Source organism: Pseudochrobactrum sp. XF203 (assembly GCF_020341615.1).
Taxonomy (GTDB): Bacteria; Pseudomonadota; Alphaproteobacteria; order Rhizobiales; family Rhizobiaceae; genus Pseudochrobactrum; species Pseudochrobactrum saccharolyticum.
This window is the reverse complement of sequence record NZ_CP084392.1, coordinates 618,073-636,506: the sequence shown is the minus strand read 5'-3', so window position 1 is coordinate 636,506 and position 18,434 is coordinate 618,073. Positions and strand designations below refer to the sequence as shown.

The following is an 18,434-nucleotide window of genomic DNA, read 5'->3' as shown; positions in this document are numbered from 1 at the left end:
GCTCTAGAGCGGTTTACGTCCAGATTGGATCATAGCGCTCGCGTCTCAATTCTTTATTTGGTCGCATTATCACGGGCGTCAAGTTGATCCAACTTGACTGTGAAATGCTCTAATGCTTGTTTTCCTGAATGATTTTGCTCTCGATCATAGCAGCAGGATTTTTGCGTGGCGTGAAAAAGCCAAGCGGTAGTGCCGCTGCATGGAAAAACCATGCTGTAACTGAATAGAGCCCGATTGAAAAACTGTGATGTTTCACACTCATCAAAGCTACTGCAGCAGCAATCATCGCCAGATCAATCAATAGCGCAATACCGGTTGGCAAGACAGCCAGCACCAGCAGCATAGCGATAATCCATCCATAGACTGCCATCCACAGACGCAATTCCGGCAATTCGGCAAACAACATTTTGAAATGTGGCTTGCCCGTTGCCGAGCGCAGCAATTCTCCGATGCCGCGAATATATTTTGACTGCCAGCGCTTAATTAGAAGCTTGTATGCATTGGCACTATGCCCCGTGTGATACACGAAGCGCCGGTCGAGACGAAACAATGTCCAGCCTTTGGCACGCAACCGCACACCCAGATCATATTCTTCATAGCTATGCAGATTACGGTCAGACAAATAGCCGATTTCTTCTATCGCCTCGCGCCGGTAAAGTCCTCCGCAATTAATACGGTCGATCGTTCCGACTGCTTTATACGCGGTTTTCCGCAAGCCGCGCCGGACATATTCAAGGCTCTCATTATTGCGCTCCATCACATGGCCGGTAACACCGGCAACGCGCGGATTTGCTTCCAGATATTTCAGCGCCTCGATAATAAAGTCCGGTGCCAGTTCTGTATCACCGTCCATCAGACAGATAAAAGAGCCGCTGCTATACTGATAGCCCAATTGAGGCCCCAATCCGCAACTGGCTTTGGCAGGCGCTTCAATCTGAACAATTTTTACAGGATATTGCTTTGCAATCTCAATCGTACGGTCGCGGGAACCGCTGTCAGCCAGAATAACCTCACCCTGCCCGTCAGGCAAAGCCGCAAGAGCACTTTCAAGCGCAGCGGCAATCCGTCGTTCTTCATTCAATGCTTTGATAATGATTGAGACCGCCATCTTACATCCTGCTTGTCTGAGCATCGGGTTATCACGCGCATATAGGCATAAGACATATAAAATGCAATTAACACGGCCATGGAACATGCTGGCAGACTATATTCTCAAAATGCCTTAATATTATTATTTCACTTAAATAAAACTCACTCAAATACTACAAAGCAACGACCTGTTTTTGCTTATCCGCAAAGCGATATAATAATTCTGTGTTTCAAATTTTTCCCTAGGACATTGTTTACACAATTCTGCCAGAGTCGCCTCAGCTTCAATCAAACGTAAAACGGCTTTCAGTATCACGCCTGACTATCATTGAACAAAACAGGGCAAAGCGGCATGGCATTAATCAGTTCGATACAGCTTTCCCGAGGAGAGCCGGATTTAAGCCTGATCGAACCTGCTCAGGTGCCTAAAAGCGAATATCTTGCCCTCAGTTCTGATCCGCACATCTCCCTATGCCCGACTTATCAGATCCGCTATTTTAAGTCCGTTGACGATGTTTCCGGCGACTGGCCTGCCGCTGAAAAAAACGGGCCCGGCAAACTGCACAGCCATGCAAGTCCGAATTATCATATTTTTCAGACCACAACATTTCTGAAAATCTGGGAAGAAACCTATGCTCCGGCATTGAAGGCCAAGCTGTGCCTTATCGAAGTTCGCACAGAAGACGGCAGACCGGTTATGTTTCTGCCTCTGGCTATCTTTGTGCGCAACGGAACGCGCATCCTGTCTTTTACAGATCAGGGCGTGGCCGATTATAATGCGCCCGTGCTCTTTGCCTGCGGAATGATCTGGACCCGTGCGCAGGCAGAAAATGTGTGGCAGCAGATAGAAAAAGCTCTGCCGGCTTTTGATTTTGCCGATTTTAATAATATGCCTGAAAAACTGGGCAATCTGACCAATCCGATATTTTTGCTGGCCAATCAGAGCAACTCAGCGGACAGCCATGCCAATATATTGTCTCATGACTGGGACAGAATACAGCAGAGCCTCGTGCGCCCGAAAATTATCCGGCGCAAACTCCGCCGCCTCCATGAATTAGGCGATTGCGAATTTTTTATCGCGAAAAATGACGCTGAAAATCAGGCATTGCTGGACTTCATGTTACGGGAAAAACAACAGCGTTTTATTGAAACGCATGTACCGGGATTTGAGCAATATCCTGAGAAAATTCACTATTTCAATGAAGCAACACGGGTATTTCAATCAGCCGGTGTGCTGCATTTTTCTGCATTGAAACTGAATGGTGAAATTCTCGCTTGTATGTGGGGACTGGTCAGCGGGCCACATTATTACGGCATCATGATTGCTTCTAATCTGAAAAACTGGGCGAAATATTCCCCCGGCCATGTATTGCATTATCTGCTGATCAAAGACCTGAAAGAGCAAGGCTATAATTGCCTTGATCTTGGCGCTGGTGACGAAGACTGGAAATTGCAGAATTGTGATCTGACCATTCCGCTCAAACGCCTCACCGTCTGCGCCACCTTGCGCGGCCGCCTCTATGAAGCACATAAAGAAATAATGGCGCGTTTGCGTGGCACGTCATTCTGGCAGGCTCTGCGGCCATTGAAATGGCAGTTGATCCGCGGCGTTAAACGCTGATTAGCCAGCCCGCGGATCGCACCCTATGATTATGACCCAGCAAATACGACGGTGAATACAGCGCCTTTTCCAAGCTGCGAGCGTACGATCAACCTTCCGCGATGACGGGTCAGAATATGTTTAACAATGGCGAGCCCCAAACCCGTGCCTTTATGGGCGCGGCTGCTATCCACATCAACACGGTAAAAACGCTCGGTCAGACGGGGTAAATGCTCAGCCGGTATACCGGGGCCGAAATCCTCTACGCTGACGGAAAAGCCACGCAATGCATCTGCAGTGGTTGGTGCTGCTTCTCCACCCTGCTCATCAAGGCTGACAATAACACGCTTGCCCGCTTGCCCGTATTTACAGGCATTTTCAATCAGGTTCTGGAACACCTGAATAAGCTCGTCCCTGTCGCCGGGCAGCCAGACCGGATGATCCGGCTTTGTCCATTCAATGGTTACGCCAACACCGGAGGCCATAGGTGCCAGTGTCTCCACCACATGGCTCAGCACCTGCCCGATATCAATGCGTTCTTTTACCGGAATAGCGGCCTTCATTTCCAGACGGGAAAGAGACAGCAAATCATCGATCAGACGCGACATGCGGTCTGCCTGTGTCTGCATAATGCCAAGAAAACGCTCGCGCGCAACGGCATCGTCGCGCGCAGGGCCTTGCAGCGTTTCAATAAAACCACGCAATGAAGCCAGAGGCGTGCGCAATTCATGACTGGCATTGGCAATAAAATCTGACCGCATACGGTCAATACGGCGTAACTCCGTCTGGTCGCGGAAGATCAGGATAAAACAATCTGCCTCGCCTTTTGCCGTTTCAAAAGTCATGACGGAAGCGCGATACCAGCGCTCAAACGGCAGCCGCTCCAGATAATCCGATGACCGCGCCTGCCCGTCAGCAATAATCCCCTGTATCAGTGAATGCATTTCCGGCGAGCGAAAACATAAATACAGGGACGCATCCCGAGCCAGTGGCGGGAAGGCTTCGCGAGCCGCATGATTGACATAAAGGATCGTACCATCCGTATCAAAAAGCACCAGCGGATCAGGCAGAAAATCGGCAAGCCGCTCACCGGACAGGCGCGACAACGGCCCTTCCCGCTTGCCGGTTTTGGTCGCAACCGCAACTGGTTTCGGTGTACTGAAAAACGCCAGAGCAATCACCAGAATAAAAAGCAGCGCACAGCCTGCCGCAGCAAGGGATACGGAAACGCCCCAATAGCGCAGCAGTAAAAACAACGGCAAAATTATCAGTAAAGAAGACGCCGATTTACGCAAAGATTTTAGCAATCTCTGCTGACTATTCTCCTGTCTCCGCTCTCCGTCTGTATCTGATGCCATTATGTTTGAAACGCCGCCTTGCTGTTTCTGACCGGTAACCATAGATCTGAATGCCGCCTTTATGCCTGCCCTGTTGCAGCCTGCTATGTTCTATTCCAACAGATGCGCATATTATCTTTCCGATAGCAGCACAGTTTCACAGAATACATTTATTTTGCTGATTACAAATGTTTTTCCGGAAAAGCGCATAGTCCGCCCCGAAAGAACATCCGGACTATTTATGATTTATATTGCGGTTTTGTGACAATCCGGCCGGATGATTATGCCTTCCTGTGCATAATGCACCGCTAAAGTCTGCACAGTTCTTCTGTCTTCTTCAACGTGTTTTAACCCGCTCTCAATACGGCTAGGAAAATGCGGTGTTTTTTCCCAGTGATGGGGTGCAGTGAACATCTGATAAAATGCCCGCCATGATGCAACGGACAGTAGAAGCCAATATAAAGGCACGCCCCAAAGATAAAAATACCGGCGTTTTTCTTCATAACGCAGTGTCTTCTGACACAGCAAATGAAAACTCAGATAAGCTGTCAGCAAATTCAGACCATTAAACAAAACCGCAGCCACAACCGACTGGTCGTGATAACCGGAGATTGTTAGAGCAATACCCCAAATCAGACTGACCAGCATAAAGGGATGCAGCAAAGCGGATAACAGCAGACCTGTTGTATATAACAAGTAAAGGCTGAAACGTGCTGCACCTAACTGACGGCAGGTTTGCACTGGCGAGCGCATATGCACCAACCATGTCTGCATCCAGCCCTTGAACCAGCGGGTGCGTTGCGTTTTCCAGTCCTTATAATTTTCCGGCGCATCTTCGGTCGTCGGACGGTTAATCACGTCCACCCTGTAACCGAAGCGTGCCAGACGCATCCCCAGATCGGCATCTTCCGTCACATTATAGCTGTCCCAGCCACCAACTTTCTGCAGTATTTTGCGCCGGAGATGATTGGATGTTCCGCCCAAAGGCATCACGGCACCACGACGGCTGAGCCATGGCAAAAGCCCGCGAAATAATCCTGCATATTCAAAAGAAAAATAGCGCGTCAGATAGTTACAGCTGAAATTTCCGATCACCAGCGGCGCCTGAAGGCAAGCCAGATCACTGCCACCACGCCGGAACGCCTGCCATGCCTCCAGCAACTGATCGCGATGCGGCCTGTCCTCCGCATCATAGACGACAAGATATTCGCCACGGGCAAATTGCAGTGCATAATTCAGAGCTTTGGGTTTGGTGCGCGGGCCAATAGAGGGTACTTTCAGAACTTCAAATTGCGCAGGTAATTTATGCCGTGACAGCGCCGCCAGAGTTTCACTGTCATCAGCCTCGCAAATCAGTTTGATATCCAGCTTTGCAACCGGCCAGTTCAAGGCACTGAGCGCCTGTATAAGCTGCCGCACAATCCCTGCCTCCTTATAAAGCGGCACCAGCACAGTATAAACCGGCAGATCATGAAGCCGGTATGGTGCCAGCGGTCTGATATGCAGCGGCCGTGCATTCCACGCCGCCAGAAGGCGAATGGTTACGCAGGCAAAGAAAAACAATGTCATGCCCCAATAGAGAAAGGCCAAACGGGAACCGCCCTCCGTCAGAAACATCCATAACAGCCCGATAAGCAAGCCTGCGAAACAGAAACCCTGCCAGCCGTTCAGCACCAGACTGGCGGAAAGATGTGCGGGTGTCATTTTTTGTGCCCGTCCGGCAGCGGCTTTGCCATAACGGTTATGCAATAATGCCACCAATACAGAGGGCGGACAGAGTCTTAAACGCTCACGCATTTCAGGATATTGCCGTAAGTAGAATTTCAGCATCGCCAATTCCCGAAGATCCGGTGCCATATAAAGCAGGCTTTGACCTTTAGGCCCCGCGATCAATATATGGCGGATACTGCTGAGACGAGCCGGCCCGTCAAAAGGGCGTAACAAAACCTCTCCCGCATCCGGCGCATCATCATAAGTCAGCCCCGTTTCTTCAGCCCAAAGCCTGTAAAGTGCCGCTTCAGAAATTGCGCCTTTGTGCACGAGTTCATCATTAAAAGACGTATTATGCCGTGCAGCGCTGGCAAAGGCCGCAATAATATCCGCTTTACCCAATCCCGCCGCGACAAGCCGGACCGAGAATGCTGCGCAGAGTTTTATAAAGCTTTGTGTAAACAACAAATGTATTGTCATTTCGCCCCCGCGAATATTTAACCAAAATCAACTCAATTAAATTAGAAGCAACAAAACAAAACTATTTTGAAATTTACGATAATTTAACAATAATAATCATTTTAAAAAAATATCAACTGTAAAAAATACAATATACAAATCATTCAATTTCAATAATACCAACATTAATTATTGTTCAAAAAATAAATTTATTATTCACGCGGGTTCTGCTTTCTATAAAGAGGAGAAAATTTTATACTGAACAAAATCTGGACAAACCAACAGGAGCTGCAGTCAGCCAATGCGCAATGATGTTCTTTCCGCCCCGCTCAAACGGGCGTTAAAATATTGCGCAGCCGTCAGCTCTGCGATCCTGCTGATACTCGCCTCCGGCATCTCGGCATCCTACGCCGCCCCGCCTTATCTTGCGGGAGATGACCAGAAACCGGCAAAACCGGATATTTCACAAAGAGCGCAGATACGTTTCCTGACCGGCACAGATTTTGCACCTTTCAACAGCCTCTCCCCGCAAGGACGGCTGAGCGGCTATCATATTGATCTGATCCGTGCGCTTTGTCAGGAATTGGCGATCACCAGTCGTTGCCTGATCGAAGCCCGCCCGTGGAATGAATTGCTTCCCGCCTTGCAGAAAAACGAAACTGATGCGCTGATTGCCGGACTGACACCGGATCGGGAAAAACGCACCACACTCAGCTTCACCCGCGCTTATTTCAGCTTGCCAGCCCGTTTTGTGACAGTGAAAACATCGGAACTGGCCGATAAAAACTTTTCACCTGACGGGAAAACAGTCGGTGTTCTCGCCGGTTCCGCCCATGAAGCCTTGTTGAAAACCTATTTCCCGAAAGCAAAAACCAGTCCTTATAGCAACAGCGAGTTTCTCTATAAGGATCTCAGAGATGGCAAAATCCAGCTGCTTTTCGGTGATGCGATGAGCCTGTCGCTCTGGATGAACCCAAGCACGATATCAGGCAATACCGCGCCGGACGGCTCCTGCTGCCGCTTTATTGGCGGCGCCTATCCGGCACCGGAGTTTCTCGGACAGGGAATGACGATTGCTTTGCGCAAGCAAGATGCGGATCTGCGTCTCGCCTTCAATAATGCACTCAATGCACTGGAGCGCAAAGGTGTGCTGGACGACCTGTATCTGCGCTATTTTCCGGTCGATTTCTATTAAATAAAAATGAGCGCATCTCAAAAAAGATGCGCTCATCATCAAATTACAATTTGCGGAAACGCACGCGCGCACTGCGCTCAATTGCAGCAACACTCAGCTCGTCAAGATTCCATAGATCACGCATCAGCTGCAGGAATGCCAGCTCTTCCTGTTCAACATGCAGGTCGGCTGCGGCAACTTCAACAGCCAGCGCATAGGCTGTTTCATAGAGTTTTTCCGGCAGGGCCTGATGGGCAATATCCAGAATACGATCCAGACCATCATCTTTGGTCAGCAATTCATAGCAGCGCTCGGCAATTTCCGGCACTCTTTCATCATCAAAGCCGGTAAAAACCGGCAGGCGATGCACAAGATTTCCGATGGAGGACAATTCCGCATCTGTCATCCGCGTATCCGCAGCTGAAACTGTTACCATAATATAGATCAGCGCATCTTGCGGCGTGATTTTCATTTCCAAGAACTCCTGCATCGGCTTTTTTATGACTTTGAAACTATTCCACAGGGCTTAACAAGTGTTCAACTGCATTTCAGCCTGAGGATAATGCACACAACCCCCATCATTTTTGCATTACACACCCGCGCTTGCAAAGAAAGCGCATCATATCCCCCAGCGCTTGTAAAGAAAGCGCAGCACATCATTGACGAAACCCGCATCTCACCATAGACCTGTCTGTCCGTACGCGTAAAAAGTGCGGATATTTCAAACCAACACCTCCTATCAGGAAAGATATTATGACAACCGACCGCTCAAACCACATCGACCTTGCGCCCGACCTGATTGCGGCAGCAGCACAGGCGAAAGCGTGGCCCTTTGAAGAGGCTCGGAAAATCATAAAACGGTACGAGAAAACCGGCTTTCCCGAAGTCGTGATTTTCGAAACCGGCTATGGCCCGTCCGGTCTGCCGCATATCGGTACTTTCGGCGAAGTTGCACGCACATCCATGGTGCGCCATGCATTCCGCGTTCTGACCGAAGATAAAGTCAAAACCAAGCTCATCTGCTTCTCGGATGATCTGGACGGCATGCGCAAGATTCCGGAAAATGTTCCGGATCGTGCAGCGCTTGAACCAGCTTTGCAACTGCCGCTGTCGGCTGTGCCAAATCCGTTTGGCGGCAACTATAAGAGCTTTGCGGATCACAACAACACCATGCTGTGCCGCTTCCTCGACACTTTCGGCTTCGATTATGAATTCGCCAGTGCCACGGAATATTACAAATCCGGCCGCTTTGATGAAGTGCTGCTGCGCGCTGCCGAGCGCTACGACGACATCATGGCCGTGATGCTGCCGACACTGGGTGAAGAACGCCGCGCCACTTACAGCCCGTTTCTGCCGATCTCACCGACTACAGGTCGCGTGCTTTACGTACCGATGAAAAAGGTTGATGCCAAAGCAGGCACCATCACCTTTGACGATGAAAACGGCGTGGAAACAACACTGCCTGTCACCGGCGGCAATGTAAAACTGCAGTGGAAGCCAGATTTCGGCATGCGCTGGGCCGCGATCGGCGTTGACTTTGAAATGTTCGGTAAAGATCACCAGACCAATCAGGCGATCTATGACAAGATTTGTGAAATTCTTGGCGGTCGTGCGCCGGAGCATTTCGTCTATGAATTATTCCTCGACGATCTCGGCCAGAAGATTTCCAAATCCAAAGGCAACGGCATCAGCATTGATGAATGGCTGACCTATGCACCGACCGAAAGCCTCGGCCTCTATATGTTCCAGAAGCCGAGAACAGCGAAGAAGCTATATTTCGACGTGATTCCGAAAGCCGTGGATGAATATTTCACCTATCTGGCAGCCTATGAAAAACAGGATTGGGCGGCACGCCTGAACAATCCGGTCTGGCATCAGCATTACGGCAACCCGCCAAAGGTTGATCTGCCGGTGCCGTTTGCCATGTTGCTGAACCTTGTCAGTGCATCCAATGCGGAAAATGCCAGCACATTGTGGGGCTTTATATCCCGCTATGCACCGGGAGCGACACCGGCCACCCATCCGGAACTCAATGCTCTGGTGGAATATGCCATCCGCTACTTCAATGATTTCGTGAAGCCGAGCAAGAAATTCCGTGCACCGGATGAAGTTGAGCAGCAGGCTCTGCGTGATCTGGATGCAGCACTGGCCGCTCTGGACAGCGGTGCAGACGGCTCAACAATCCAGAACGCCATTCTGGATGTGGCGCGTGTTATCGAGCGCTATCAGGATCACAATAAGAAGAGCCCTGACGGCGGCCCTGGCGTGTCCGTCTCGTTCTTCCAGATGCTCTATGAAGTGCTGATCGGACAGGAACGCGGCCCGCGCTTTGGTTCATTCGTTGCACTTTACGGGATTGATGAAACACGCGGTCTGATTGCGGAAGCACTCAAGCGCGCCTGAGACTTCAGAATAAAAAGAAAAAGCCGCGTTTCTGAAACGCGGCTTTTTTTTATGCTTTACTGCTGGGGTGCAGGTGGAAACGGTAAATCCGGCGCGACCGGTTGTGCCGGCGTGGTGACTTCAGGCGCAGTTATATCAGGCACCGGATTCTCCGCAGGCAATGATGGTGCAGGCGCAATACCAGCCGGATTATCTCCTGAGTTTTGCGGCATATCCGTTACCGGCTTGCGGCCAAAAACACCAAGCAGCATTTTCTCGGCCTGTGTCTGGCTGTCTGCATATTGGCCGCCGAACGTTGCCCGTGCCCAGCCATTTTCCACCAGCCAGCGTGCAACATCCGTACCCGCCAATGTACAGCTTGTGCGGATCAGCTCCTGATTTTGCTCAACACCATCCATATTACAACTGACAGCACGACCACGCAGCCATGAACGAAATGCTGTGCGTGCCTGCATACCACATTGCCAGACGTCACCATTCACATCGGAACAGGATGCATCCGGCTCGACAATATCAATGCCGTTCAGCTCGATCGTGCGATTGCCCACAGCCAGTCTGCCTGCAGCCAATGCCACAGGACGATAGAACAAACCGCCTGCGGCCGCCTGCTCTTCAGTCAGTTTCTCAGATTGTGTTGCCTCAGGTGTTTTTTCCTGCACCGGCGTAGCCAGCCCCAGATCGCTCAAAGGCGGGCGCGGCTCTACGCGTTCCAGAGGCTTAGTCTGCATTTCACCGGAAACATCAGGCAAAGGATTATCCGGCTGTGTATTGTTTTCGTCACTTTCTGAAGATCCAGCAAGATTGCCGGACGGCAAACGCTCCGGCGGCATATCTTCCGGCAGATCGAAATTTTCTATGACAATACCGGTTTCACCGCTGCCTGTTTCACGATCAAGCGCGCCGTAAAACGGGGCAACATAGGCAGCAAATAAAGTAGCACCAACACTGAAAGCAAGGATCGGCGGCAGGATTGTCCGAAGGGTCGCCGGTTTACGCATACTTACTCCTGTTCATTGTCATGCTTCTTCTGCTGCGAATTAATAGATTTTTCGCCTGCCAGCAATTGTGCAAATGTCATCACATCCATTGCAGTGACCTCCAGAATTTTAGCCAGAGATTCCGTTGATGGCCAGCGCGGCCTGCCATCCGCCGCAAAGCGTTTGGACTTATTAAACGTCGTCGGGTCAAGCCCGGCACGCCGTGCCAGACCGGATGGCGTCAATTGCGCCCGCTTTGCCACACTATCAATGGCTGACCAGAGTTCTGCATGGGTAAACATAAGCCATCCGAAGGAATAAAATCCTCATAAGTATAACTCAGCTCATACATCAGAACATCAACAAAAACGAAAATGGCGCAGAGATATCCGCGCCATTTTATCATTCCCGATCAAAACTGCGTGTTAGAGCATTTCCGGACGCAAAACCGGTTCCCACTTTTGCTGGAAATGCTTTAGGCAGCTTTATCCGCGGCCTTATAGGGATTGAAACGCTGATAGAAAGTCTCATCGCTCTCGGCCATATCGGTCAGGAGTTTTGGTGCCTTGAACTGCGCTCCGTAATCCTTCTGCAACTTCTTCGCCAGTTTGACGAAAGCTTTTGCGCCCATACCATCGATGTAAGACAGTGTGCCACCGGTATAAGGTGCAAAACCGAAAGCGAGAATGGAGCCGACATCGGCTTCACGCGGATCGGTCACAATACCTTCTTCCATCACACGGGCAGCTTCCAGAGCGATAGTGACGAGGAAACGCTCTTTCAGCACTTCCACATCCACCTTGTCCGCATCCTGCTGCGGATAGAGTGTGCTCAGCTCAGGCCACAAATGTTTCTTGGCAGGCCGTGCCGGATAATCATAGAAGCCCTTGCCGTTCTTGCGGCCAAGGCGGTCATATTTATCCACCAGCGTGTTGACCAGTTCAACATGGCGCGGATCAACAGCCTTGTCACCCAGATCAGCCAGCGTTGCCTTGAGAATTTTCTGCGACAGATCAATCGCTGTCTCATCATTGAGTGCCAGCGGTCCGACCGGCATACCGGCCATTTTGGCGGCATTTTCGATCATCGCAGGCGGCACGCCCTCAACCAGCATATTATAGGCTTCAGACATATAACGCAGCACGCAACGATTGACGTAGAAACCACGTGTATCATTGACAACGATCGGCGTTTTTTTGATAGCACGCACATAATCCAGTGCTGTTGCCAGAGCTTTTTCGCCGGTTTTCTTGCCCATAATCACTTCAACCAGCATCATCTTATCAACCGGTGAGAAGAAGTGCAGGCCGATGAAGTTTTTCGGACGCTGCGAGACTTTGGCAAGGCCGGTAATCGGCAGGGTCGAGGTATTGGAAGCAAAAATTGCATTCTGCCCCAGTACCGCTTCTGCCTGTTCTGTTGCCGCCTGTTTGACGCCGCGATCTTCAAAGACAGCTTCAATCACCAGATCGGCACCATCCAGCGCCGCATAATCGGCAGAAGGCGTAATCAATGCCAGCAGCTTGTCTTTATCATCAGCTGTCATCCGGCCTTTCTGCATCTCTTTGGCAATCAGATCAGCAGAATGTGCTTTACCTTTTTCCGCTGCTTCCAGATTACGGTCAATCAGCACCACCGGAATACCGGCTTTGGCCGTGACATAGGCAATACCTGCGCCCATGAAACCAGCGCCGATAACACCGATTTTCTTGAATTTGGTCGGCTTGATGCCTTCAGGACGGCGTGCGCCTTTGTTCAACTCCTGCAGGGATACAAAAAGCGAGCGGATCATCGACTGCGCTTCAGTGGTCTGCAGAATATGCGTGAAATAGCGCTGTTCAATCTTCAAGCCGGTATCAAACGGTACCAGCAGACCTTCATAAACGCATTTGAGAATGGTCAGTGCTGCCGGATAATTACCGGAAGTTTCACGACGCAGAATGGCTGTCGCCGCTGGCCAGAGATTGGCACCCGCAGCGGAATAAATCGCACCACCCGGCAGCTTAAAGCCCTTCTCATCCCAAGGCTGAACAGGCCTCAACCCGTTACGGATCATCTTTTTAGCGGTTTCCACCAGCTTCTTCGCCGGAGCCACTTCATGCACAAGTCCCATGCCTTTGGCACGGGCTGCGGTGAGACTGGAACCGGTGGTCATCATCTGCAGGGCATCCTGCTGGTTGACCAGACGCGGCACACGCTGCGTACCACCGGCCCCCGGAAACAGACCGACTTTAACTTCCGGCAGCGCCAGCTTCACGCCTTCCGCATCGGAAACCACACGGCCATGACAAGCGAGCGACAGCTCCAGCGCCCCGCCCATACAGGTACCATTGATTGCCGAGACCCAAGGCTTGCCGCAGGTTTCAAGCTTGCGGTAAAGACCGGTCATGCGACCGACATTGTCAAACAGGTTCTGGACAGCTTTGTCAGCATCCTGTTTCTGCTCTTTTTTGAAACGCGCAAGCATTTCCTGCATCATGGTGAGGTCGGCACCGCCGGAGAATGTATCCTTGCCGGAGGTAATCACCGCACCTTTAATCGTGCTATCTGCCACAACCTGATCAATAATCTGGTCAAGCTCTGTCATCACCTCTACGGTCAGAACATTCATGCTTTTGTCAGGCATATTCCATGTGACAACAGCAATACCGTCTGCGCCGGTTTCAACTTTAAAATTCTTGTAATTTGTCATTGGACTACCCTCCCTCACACACGCTCAATGATGGTTGCAGTGCCCATACCTGCACCGATACACAGGGTAACCAGTGCCGTATTGAGATCACGCCGCTCCAGCTCATCGAGCACAGTGCCGAGAATGATTGCACCGGTTGCGCCCAGAGGGTGGCCCATGGCAATCGCGCCGCCATTCACATTGATCTTGCTATGTGGAATATTGAAAGCCTGCATGTAACGCAGAACCACAGCCGCAAAAGCCTCATTCAGCTCGAACAGATCAATATCCGAGAGCTTCATTTTGGCGCGATCCAGCAGTTTTTCCGTGACATCCACAGGGCCTGTCAGCATCAATGCCGGATCGGAGCCGATATTGGTGAAAGCGCGGATACGGGCGCGTGGGCGAATATCCAGCATCTTACCCGCACGCTTGGAACCGACCAGCACACCCGCCGCACCATCAACAATACCGGATGAATTGCCTGCATGGTGAACGTGATTGATGGTTTCGACTTCCGGATGCGCCTGAATACCCACAGCATTAAAGCCGCCCATTTCCCCCGGCATCACAAAAGACGGATTAAGGCCGGACAAAGCTGCCAGATCGGTCGTCGGACGCATATGTTCGTCATGATCAAGAATAGTCAGACCGTTGACGTCTTTCACCGGAATGACGGAGTTTTTGAAATAACCCTTCTTCCAGCTTTCGCCTGCCCGGCGCTGGCTTTCCACCGCATAAGCATCCACATCTTCGCGGGAGAAGCCATATTTCGTGGCGATCAGATCAGCCGATACACCCTGCGGCATAAACCAGCCCGGAAAACCAACCGACGGGTCCATATACCATGCACCGCCGGACATCCCCATGCCGACGCGTGACATGCTTTCCACGCCGCCGGCAATCACCAGCTCGTCTGTGCCACCTGCAATTTTAGCGGCAGCGAGATTAACCGCATCAAGACCGGAGGCGCAGAAGCGCGAAATTTGCATACCGGGTGCTTTAAAATCATATCCTGCTTCAAAGGCTGCCGAGCGCGGGATTACCGCACCGGCTTCCCCCACCGGATCGACACAGCCGAAAATAATATCGTCTACTTTTGCAGTATCAATGCCGTTGCGATCACGCAGAGCTTCCAGCACTTTGGCACCAAGACGCACCGCAGGCACTTCATGAAGACTCCCGTCTTTCTTGCCGCGTCCGCGCGGAGTGCGCACATGATCATAAATAAAAGCATCAGCCATAGTTCAATTAACTCCCAACTTTTCCAACTTTTTAAGACGCTCTCAGCGTTTCTTAAAAAGCATCTTCCGGCAGTGTCATCATCGTATCGGCACCGGTCTGAATACGTGCTAAGCGCAATTGCGTTTCCGGCATGATACGCTCCATGTAGAAACGGGCTGTGACAAGTTTAGCCTCATAATAGGCTTTGTCACCAGCACCGGCATTCAGCTTTGCCTGTGCGGCTTTCACCATTTTCGCCCACATATAACCGAAAGCGACCAGACCAAAGAGATGCATATAATCTGTTGAGGCGGCACCGGCATTATCCGGATTGGCCATTGCATTCTGCATCAGCCACATGGATGCGCCCTGCAGATCGTTCAGCCCTTTTTTCAGATGTTTAGTGTAGAAAGACAGGGCTTCATCTGCGCGGTTTTCTTCGCAAAAATCACCGATTTCCTTGAAATAGGCCATCAAGGCACGGCCGCCATTGGCAGGCAGTTTGCGCCCCACCAGATCCAGCGCCTGAATACCATTGGCACCTTCATAAATCATGGTGATACGGGCATCGCGCACATATTGGCTCATGCCATTTTCTTCAATATAGCCGTGGCCGCCAAAGACCTGCTGCGCCATAACCGCATGGTCGAAACCTTTGTCGGTCAGCACACCTTTCAGCACCGGTGTCAGCAGCCCGACATGATCATCGGCCAGCTGGCGTGCAGCTTCATCAGCAGAGTGATGGGCGATATCGGATTGCAGCGAGGTTGAAAGCAGCAAGGCACGACCAGCTTCGTTAAAAGCGCGGATGGTCATCAATGTGCGGCGGATATCCGGATGCACGATGATCGGATCAGCTTTTTTGTCCGGATATTTCGCACCGGTCAGCGCCCGTCCCTGCAAACGATCGCGCGCATAATCAGCAGCATTCTGATAGGCGGTTTCGGCAATCGACAGACCCTGCAGCGCCACACCGAGACGCGCTTCATTCATCATGGTGAACATGGCACGCAGGCCTTTGTTTTCACCGCCGATCAGGAAACCCGTCGCGTCATCATAATTCATCACGCAGGTTGAGTTGCCGTGAATACCCATCTTTTCTTCAATAGAGCCGCAAGCCACACCATTGCGTGTGCCTGCTTCGCCATTGGCATCAAGATTGAATTTCGGCACGATGAACAGCGAAATGCCTTTGTTACCCTCTGGTGCGCCTTCAATTCGTGCCAGCACCAGGTGGATAATATTGTCAGTCATGCCATGTTCACCGGCAGAGATAAAAATCTTCGAACCGGTAATCTTGTAGGAGCCATCCGCCTGCGGCACAGCTTTGGTGCGCAGCAAGCCCAAATCCGTACCGCAATGCGGTTCGGTGAGGTTCATAGTGCCTGACCAGCGGCCTTCAATCATCTTTGGCAGATAGGCCTGCTTCTGCTCATCTGTACCGTGGGTAATAATGGCGGCAATCGCGCCCTGTGTCAGGCCCGGATACATCATCAGCGCCATATTGGCCGATGACATATATTCACCCACGGCAGCATGGAGCAGATATGGCAGCCCCTGACCGCCAAACTCTTCCGGTGCGGCAAGGCCAACCCAGCCACCGGCACAATATTGATCATAGGCTTCTTTGAAACCCTGCGGCACTTTCACAGAAGCATCGGGCAGACGTTCGCAGCCCTCACGATCCCCGCTATAATTGACAGGGAACAATGTCTGCTCGGCGAGCTTCGCGCCTTCCTGCAAAATAGCTTCAATCGTGTCTGCGCTCATTTCCGCATAAGACGACAGATCATTACGGGACTGGACGCCCAAAACATCATTCAGAATAAACTGTGTATCCCGAACCGGCGCGCGATAGACTGGCATGCACTTCCTCCAAGTTTGACGTCGGCAGATGATTGCTCTGCCGGAATGCAGGCGGAGGTGCTCATGAAGACGCCACCTCTCCCGCGCGTTGTCATTCAAACATTCAGAACACAGAATAATCCGCGTCCTGTGGTGCCGTTCTCTTTCTGCCCTGATACGACCGGACTCCTCTCCGGCAGCATCTACTCGCTTTCCCATGGCGTCTTTAGCAGCCTATCACGGGATCAGTCTGACAGTATGCACTCTTGCGTGAAAACCGTCATTTTTATGAGACAGCAAAAAACTTTACGGCACCTTCGGATATCAGCCTAATAAATTTTGACGTTTGCGTAAACGTCAAAAATCCATTTTTTGAAAATTTAAATTCAGGATTTTGCCACCGGCTGCACCAAACAGAGACCTCTGAAGAGGAAATACTATTTAAACACCCAAAAACTGCTGTTCGATTCTTCAAAACCGGGCTTTTTGAATGAAAATCGCAATTTTGCAGAAAATAAATTTAGAATTCACACAGAAAAACAGATACATTTTTGCAACATAAGTAAGTGTAAAAACCAAGAAACAATATATCAAGAAAATCTAAAATATACTAAATCAACACAAAATTACTTCATTCTAAAATAATTTAACATTTTGATTTTCAATCAGTTAATACATTTTAAGTGTATTCACGCGTCCATTATTATGGAAAAACAAGACATTTCAGCAACTTGGCAAATATTAATTAGCAATTCTTAAACTATAATTTTAGGGTGTTCATTAATTTTTTTACCGATATGGTCAGTTCAAATTCTTTAACGAACGGACTTTTGATATGAAAAAAATCGTAGCCCTTCTCGCCATGACTGTACTGTCCGGTCAGGCTTTCGCCGCAGACGCTATTGTTTCTGCTCCAGAACCAGCACCGGTTGAATATTCCGCATTCAGCTGGACCGGTGGTTATATCGGTGCGCATGCCGGTTACGGCTGGGGTCGCTCACACGACGTCAACAATCCAGATGCCAAAGAACAGAAAATCAAAGGTGGCTTTGGTGGTCTGCAGGCTGGTTACAACTGGCAGTTCGACAACAATGTCGTTCTCGGTGCAGAAGCTGACGTTTCTTTCGGAAGCGTAAAGAAAAGCTGGATGGGCCGCGACGATAATCAGTACAGCCCGTATTATGGCACAGACAAGCTTGGCACCAATGGTACAGTACGTGCCCGTCTGGGTTACGCAGCCGACCGCTTCCTGCCATTCGTCACCGGTGGTCTTGCCTGGGGTAATACAAAGTACAATCTCGGCTGTGACAGCACTCTGGTCTCAGTAACTGTTGGCAAATGTTGGGCCGGAAAAGGCGGACAAGCATTTGATTCAAACAACTCCAAAACAGTTGTTGGATGGACTGTCGGCGCAGGTCTTGAATATGCGGTTACAGACAACTGGACAATTAAAACCGAGTATCTGCACAAGAACTTCGGTAAAAACAATGTTAACTTGACCGATCCAAACCTCAAAGCGGCTGATCTTTACAAGAATGATCGTAACTTCAAAACCTACGTTAACGAAGTACGTATCGGCGTAAACTACAAGTTCTAATCTGCTGATCGTTAACGATCACAAGCGGAACTTAAAGCCCTGCCTCTATGAGGCGGGGCTTTTTTATTAAATGAAAATTGCATTACATAAATCAGCACATTCTTAAAAACATAATCGTTTCAAAGCCTGCCTGTCGCCCTTGCGGATCTCCTGAACACCAGCGTCTCTACCGGTAAATAAGAACACACTCATTCTCAGACAAAGATAAAGTTAAGAATTATCACCAAAATTAACCGCTTATTTACCACGTTTCGACAAAACTGCGTCTGAGGCAAAGTCTGTGTTTCGTGTGGTGCCTTGCAACCACCTCAACAAAGACCCTGCTTTGATCCGCCAGCAAGACCTGCA

12 protein-coding genes and 1 pseudogene are annotated in these 18,434 nt (G+C 50.3%); 4 read left to right on the top strand and 9 right to left on the bottom strand.

Going from position 1 to position 18,434, the window contains the following annotated elements; translation table 11 throughout:
• Nucleotides 1-109: 109 nt before the first annotated feature.
• Nucleotides 110-1,108: a glycosyltransferase family 2 protein gene (locus tag LDL70_RS02685; RefSeq protein WP_225686827.1), complete on the bottom strand. Its 999-nt coding sequence runs from the start codon at nucleotides 1,106-1,108 to the stop codon at nucleotides 110-112.
• Between the two features lie 333 nt (nucleotides 1,109-1,441).
• Here LDL70_RS02685 and LDL70_RS02680 point away from each other — a divergent pair, with 333 nt between their 5' ends.
• Nucleotides 1,442-2,710: a GNAT family N-acetyltransferase gene (locus LDL70_RS02680; protein ID WP_225686825.1), complete on the top strand. Its 1,269-nt coding sequence runs from the start codon at nucleotides 1,442-1,444 to the stop codon at nucleotides 2,708-2,710.
• Nucleotides 2,711-2,739: 29 nt separating this feature from the next.
• Here LDL70_RS02680 and LDL70_RS02675 read toward each other — a convergent pair whose 3' ends face one another.
• Nucleotides 2,740-4,047 (bottom strand): ATP-binding protein, encoded by a 1,308-nt coding sequence (locus LDL70_RS02675; RefSeq protein ID WP_370637758.1) that lies wholly within the window; start codon nucleotides 4,045-4,047, stop codon nucleotides 2,740-2,742.
• A gap of 225 nt (nucleotides 4,048-4,272) precedes the next feature.
• Entirely contained in the window at nucleotides 4,273-6,216 is a 1,944-nt protein-coding gene (locus LDL70_RS02670) for a glycosyltransferase family 2 protein (RefSeq protein WP_225686823.1), read from the bottom strand.
• A gap of 280 nt (nucleotides 6,217-6,496) precedes the next feature.
• On the opposite strand from LDL70_RS02670, the gene LDL70_RS02665 reads away from it, so the two are divergent.
• Entirely contained in the window at nucleotides 6,497-7,390 is an 894-nt protein-coding gene (locus LDL70_RS02665; protein ID WP_225686815.1) for a transporter substrate-binding domain-containing protein, read from the top strand.
• 43 nt (nucleotides 7,391-7,433) lie between these two features.
• Here the strand turns inward: LDL70_RS02665 and LDL70_RS02660 are convergent, their stop codons facing one another.
• A complete protein-coding gene (locus tag LDL70_RS02660) occupies nucleotides 7,434-7,841 on the bottom strand; it encodes a tellurite resistance TerB family protein (RefSeq protein ID WP_028233671.1) in 408 nt (135 codons plus the stop codon).
• A 281-nt stretch (nucleotides 7,842-8,122) separates the two neighbouring features.
• Between LDL70_RS02660 and LDL70_RS02655 the strand changes: the two genes are divergently transcribed.
• Nucleotides 8,123-9,772, top strand: a complete 1,650-nt coding sequence (locus tag LDL70_RS02655; protein WP_225686814.1) for a lysine--tRNA ligase — start codon at nucleotides 8,123-8,125, stop codon at nucleotides 9,770-9,772.
• A 56-nt stretch (nucleotides 9,773-9,828) separates the two neighbouring features.
• Here LDL70_RS02655 and LDL70_RS02650 read toward each other — a convergent pair whose 3' ends face one another.
• The 5 genes and pseudogenes from LDL70_RS02650 to LDL70_RS02630 form a co-directional block, all read right to left on the bottom strand.
• Nucleotides 9,829-10,770, bottom strand: a complete 942-nt coding sequence (locus LDL70_RS02650; RefSeq protein ID WP_225686812.1) for a thermonuclease family protein — start codon at nucleotides 10,768-10,770, stop codon at nucleotides 9,829-9,831.
• Nucleotides 10,771-10,811: 41 nt separating this feature from the next.
• Nucleotides 10,812-11,051, bottom strand: a pseudogene (locus LDL70_RS02645) (helix-turn-helix transcriptional regulator); the annotation flags it as partial.
• A 173-nt stretch (nucleotides 11,052-11,224) separates the two neighbouring features.
• Nucleotides 11,225-13,441: an FAD-dependent oxidoreductase gene (locus LDL70_RS02640; RefSeq protein WP_225686810.1), complete on the bottom strand. Its 2,217-nt coding sequence runs from the start codon at nucleotides 13,439-13,441 to the stop codon at nucleotides 11,225-11,227.
• Nucleotides 13,442-13,455: 14 nt separating this feature from the next.
• On the bottom strand, nucleotides 13,456-14,664 hold the full coding sequence (locus tag LDL70_RS02635) for an acetyl-CoA C-acetyltransferase (protein ID WP_225686808.1): 1,209 nt from the start codon (nucleotides 14,662-14,664) through the stop codon (nucleotides 13,456-13,458).
• Between the two features lie 52 nt (nucleotides 14,665-14,716).
• Nucleotides 14,717-16,510, bottom strand: a complete 1,794-nt coding sequence (locus LDL70_RS02630) for an acyl-CoA dehydrogenase C-terminal domain-containing protein (protein WP_225686806.1) — start codon at nucleotides 16,508-16,510, stop codon at nucleotides 14,717-14,719.
• A gap of 814 nt (nucleotides 16,511-17,324) precedes the next feature.
• On the opposite strand from LDL70_RS02630, the gene LDL70_RS02625 reads away from it, so the two are divergent.
• Nucleotides 17,325-18,086 carry an outer membrane protein gene (locus tag LDL70_RS02625; protein ID WP_220159138.1) on the top strand — a complete coding sequence of 254 codons (762 nt, stop codon included), beginning with the start codon at nucleotides 17,325-17,327 and terminating at the stop codon, nucleotides 18,084-18,086.
• The last annotated feature ends 348 nt before the right edge of the window (nucleotides 18,087-18,434 follow it).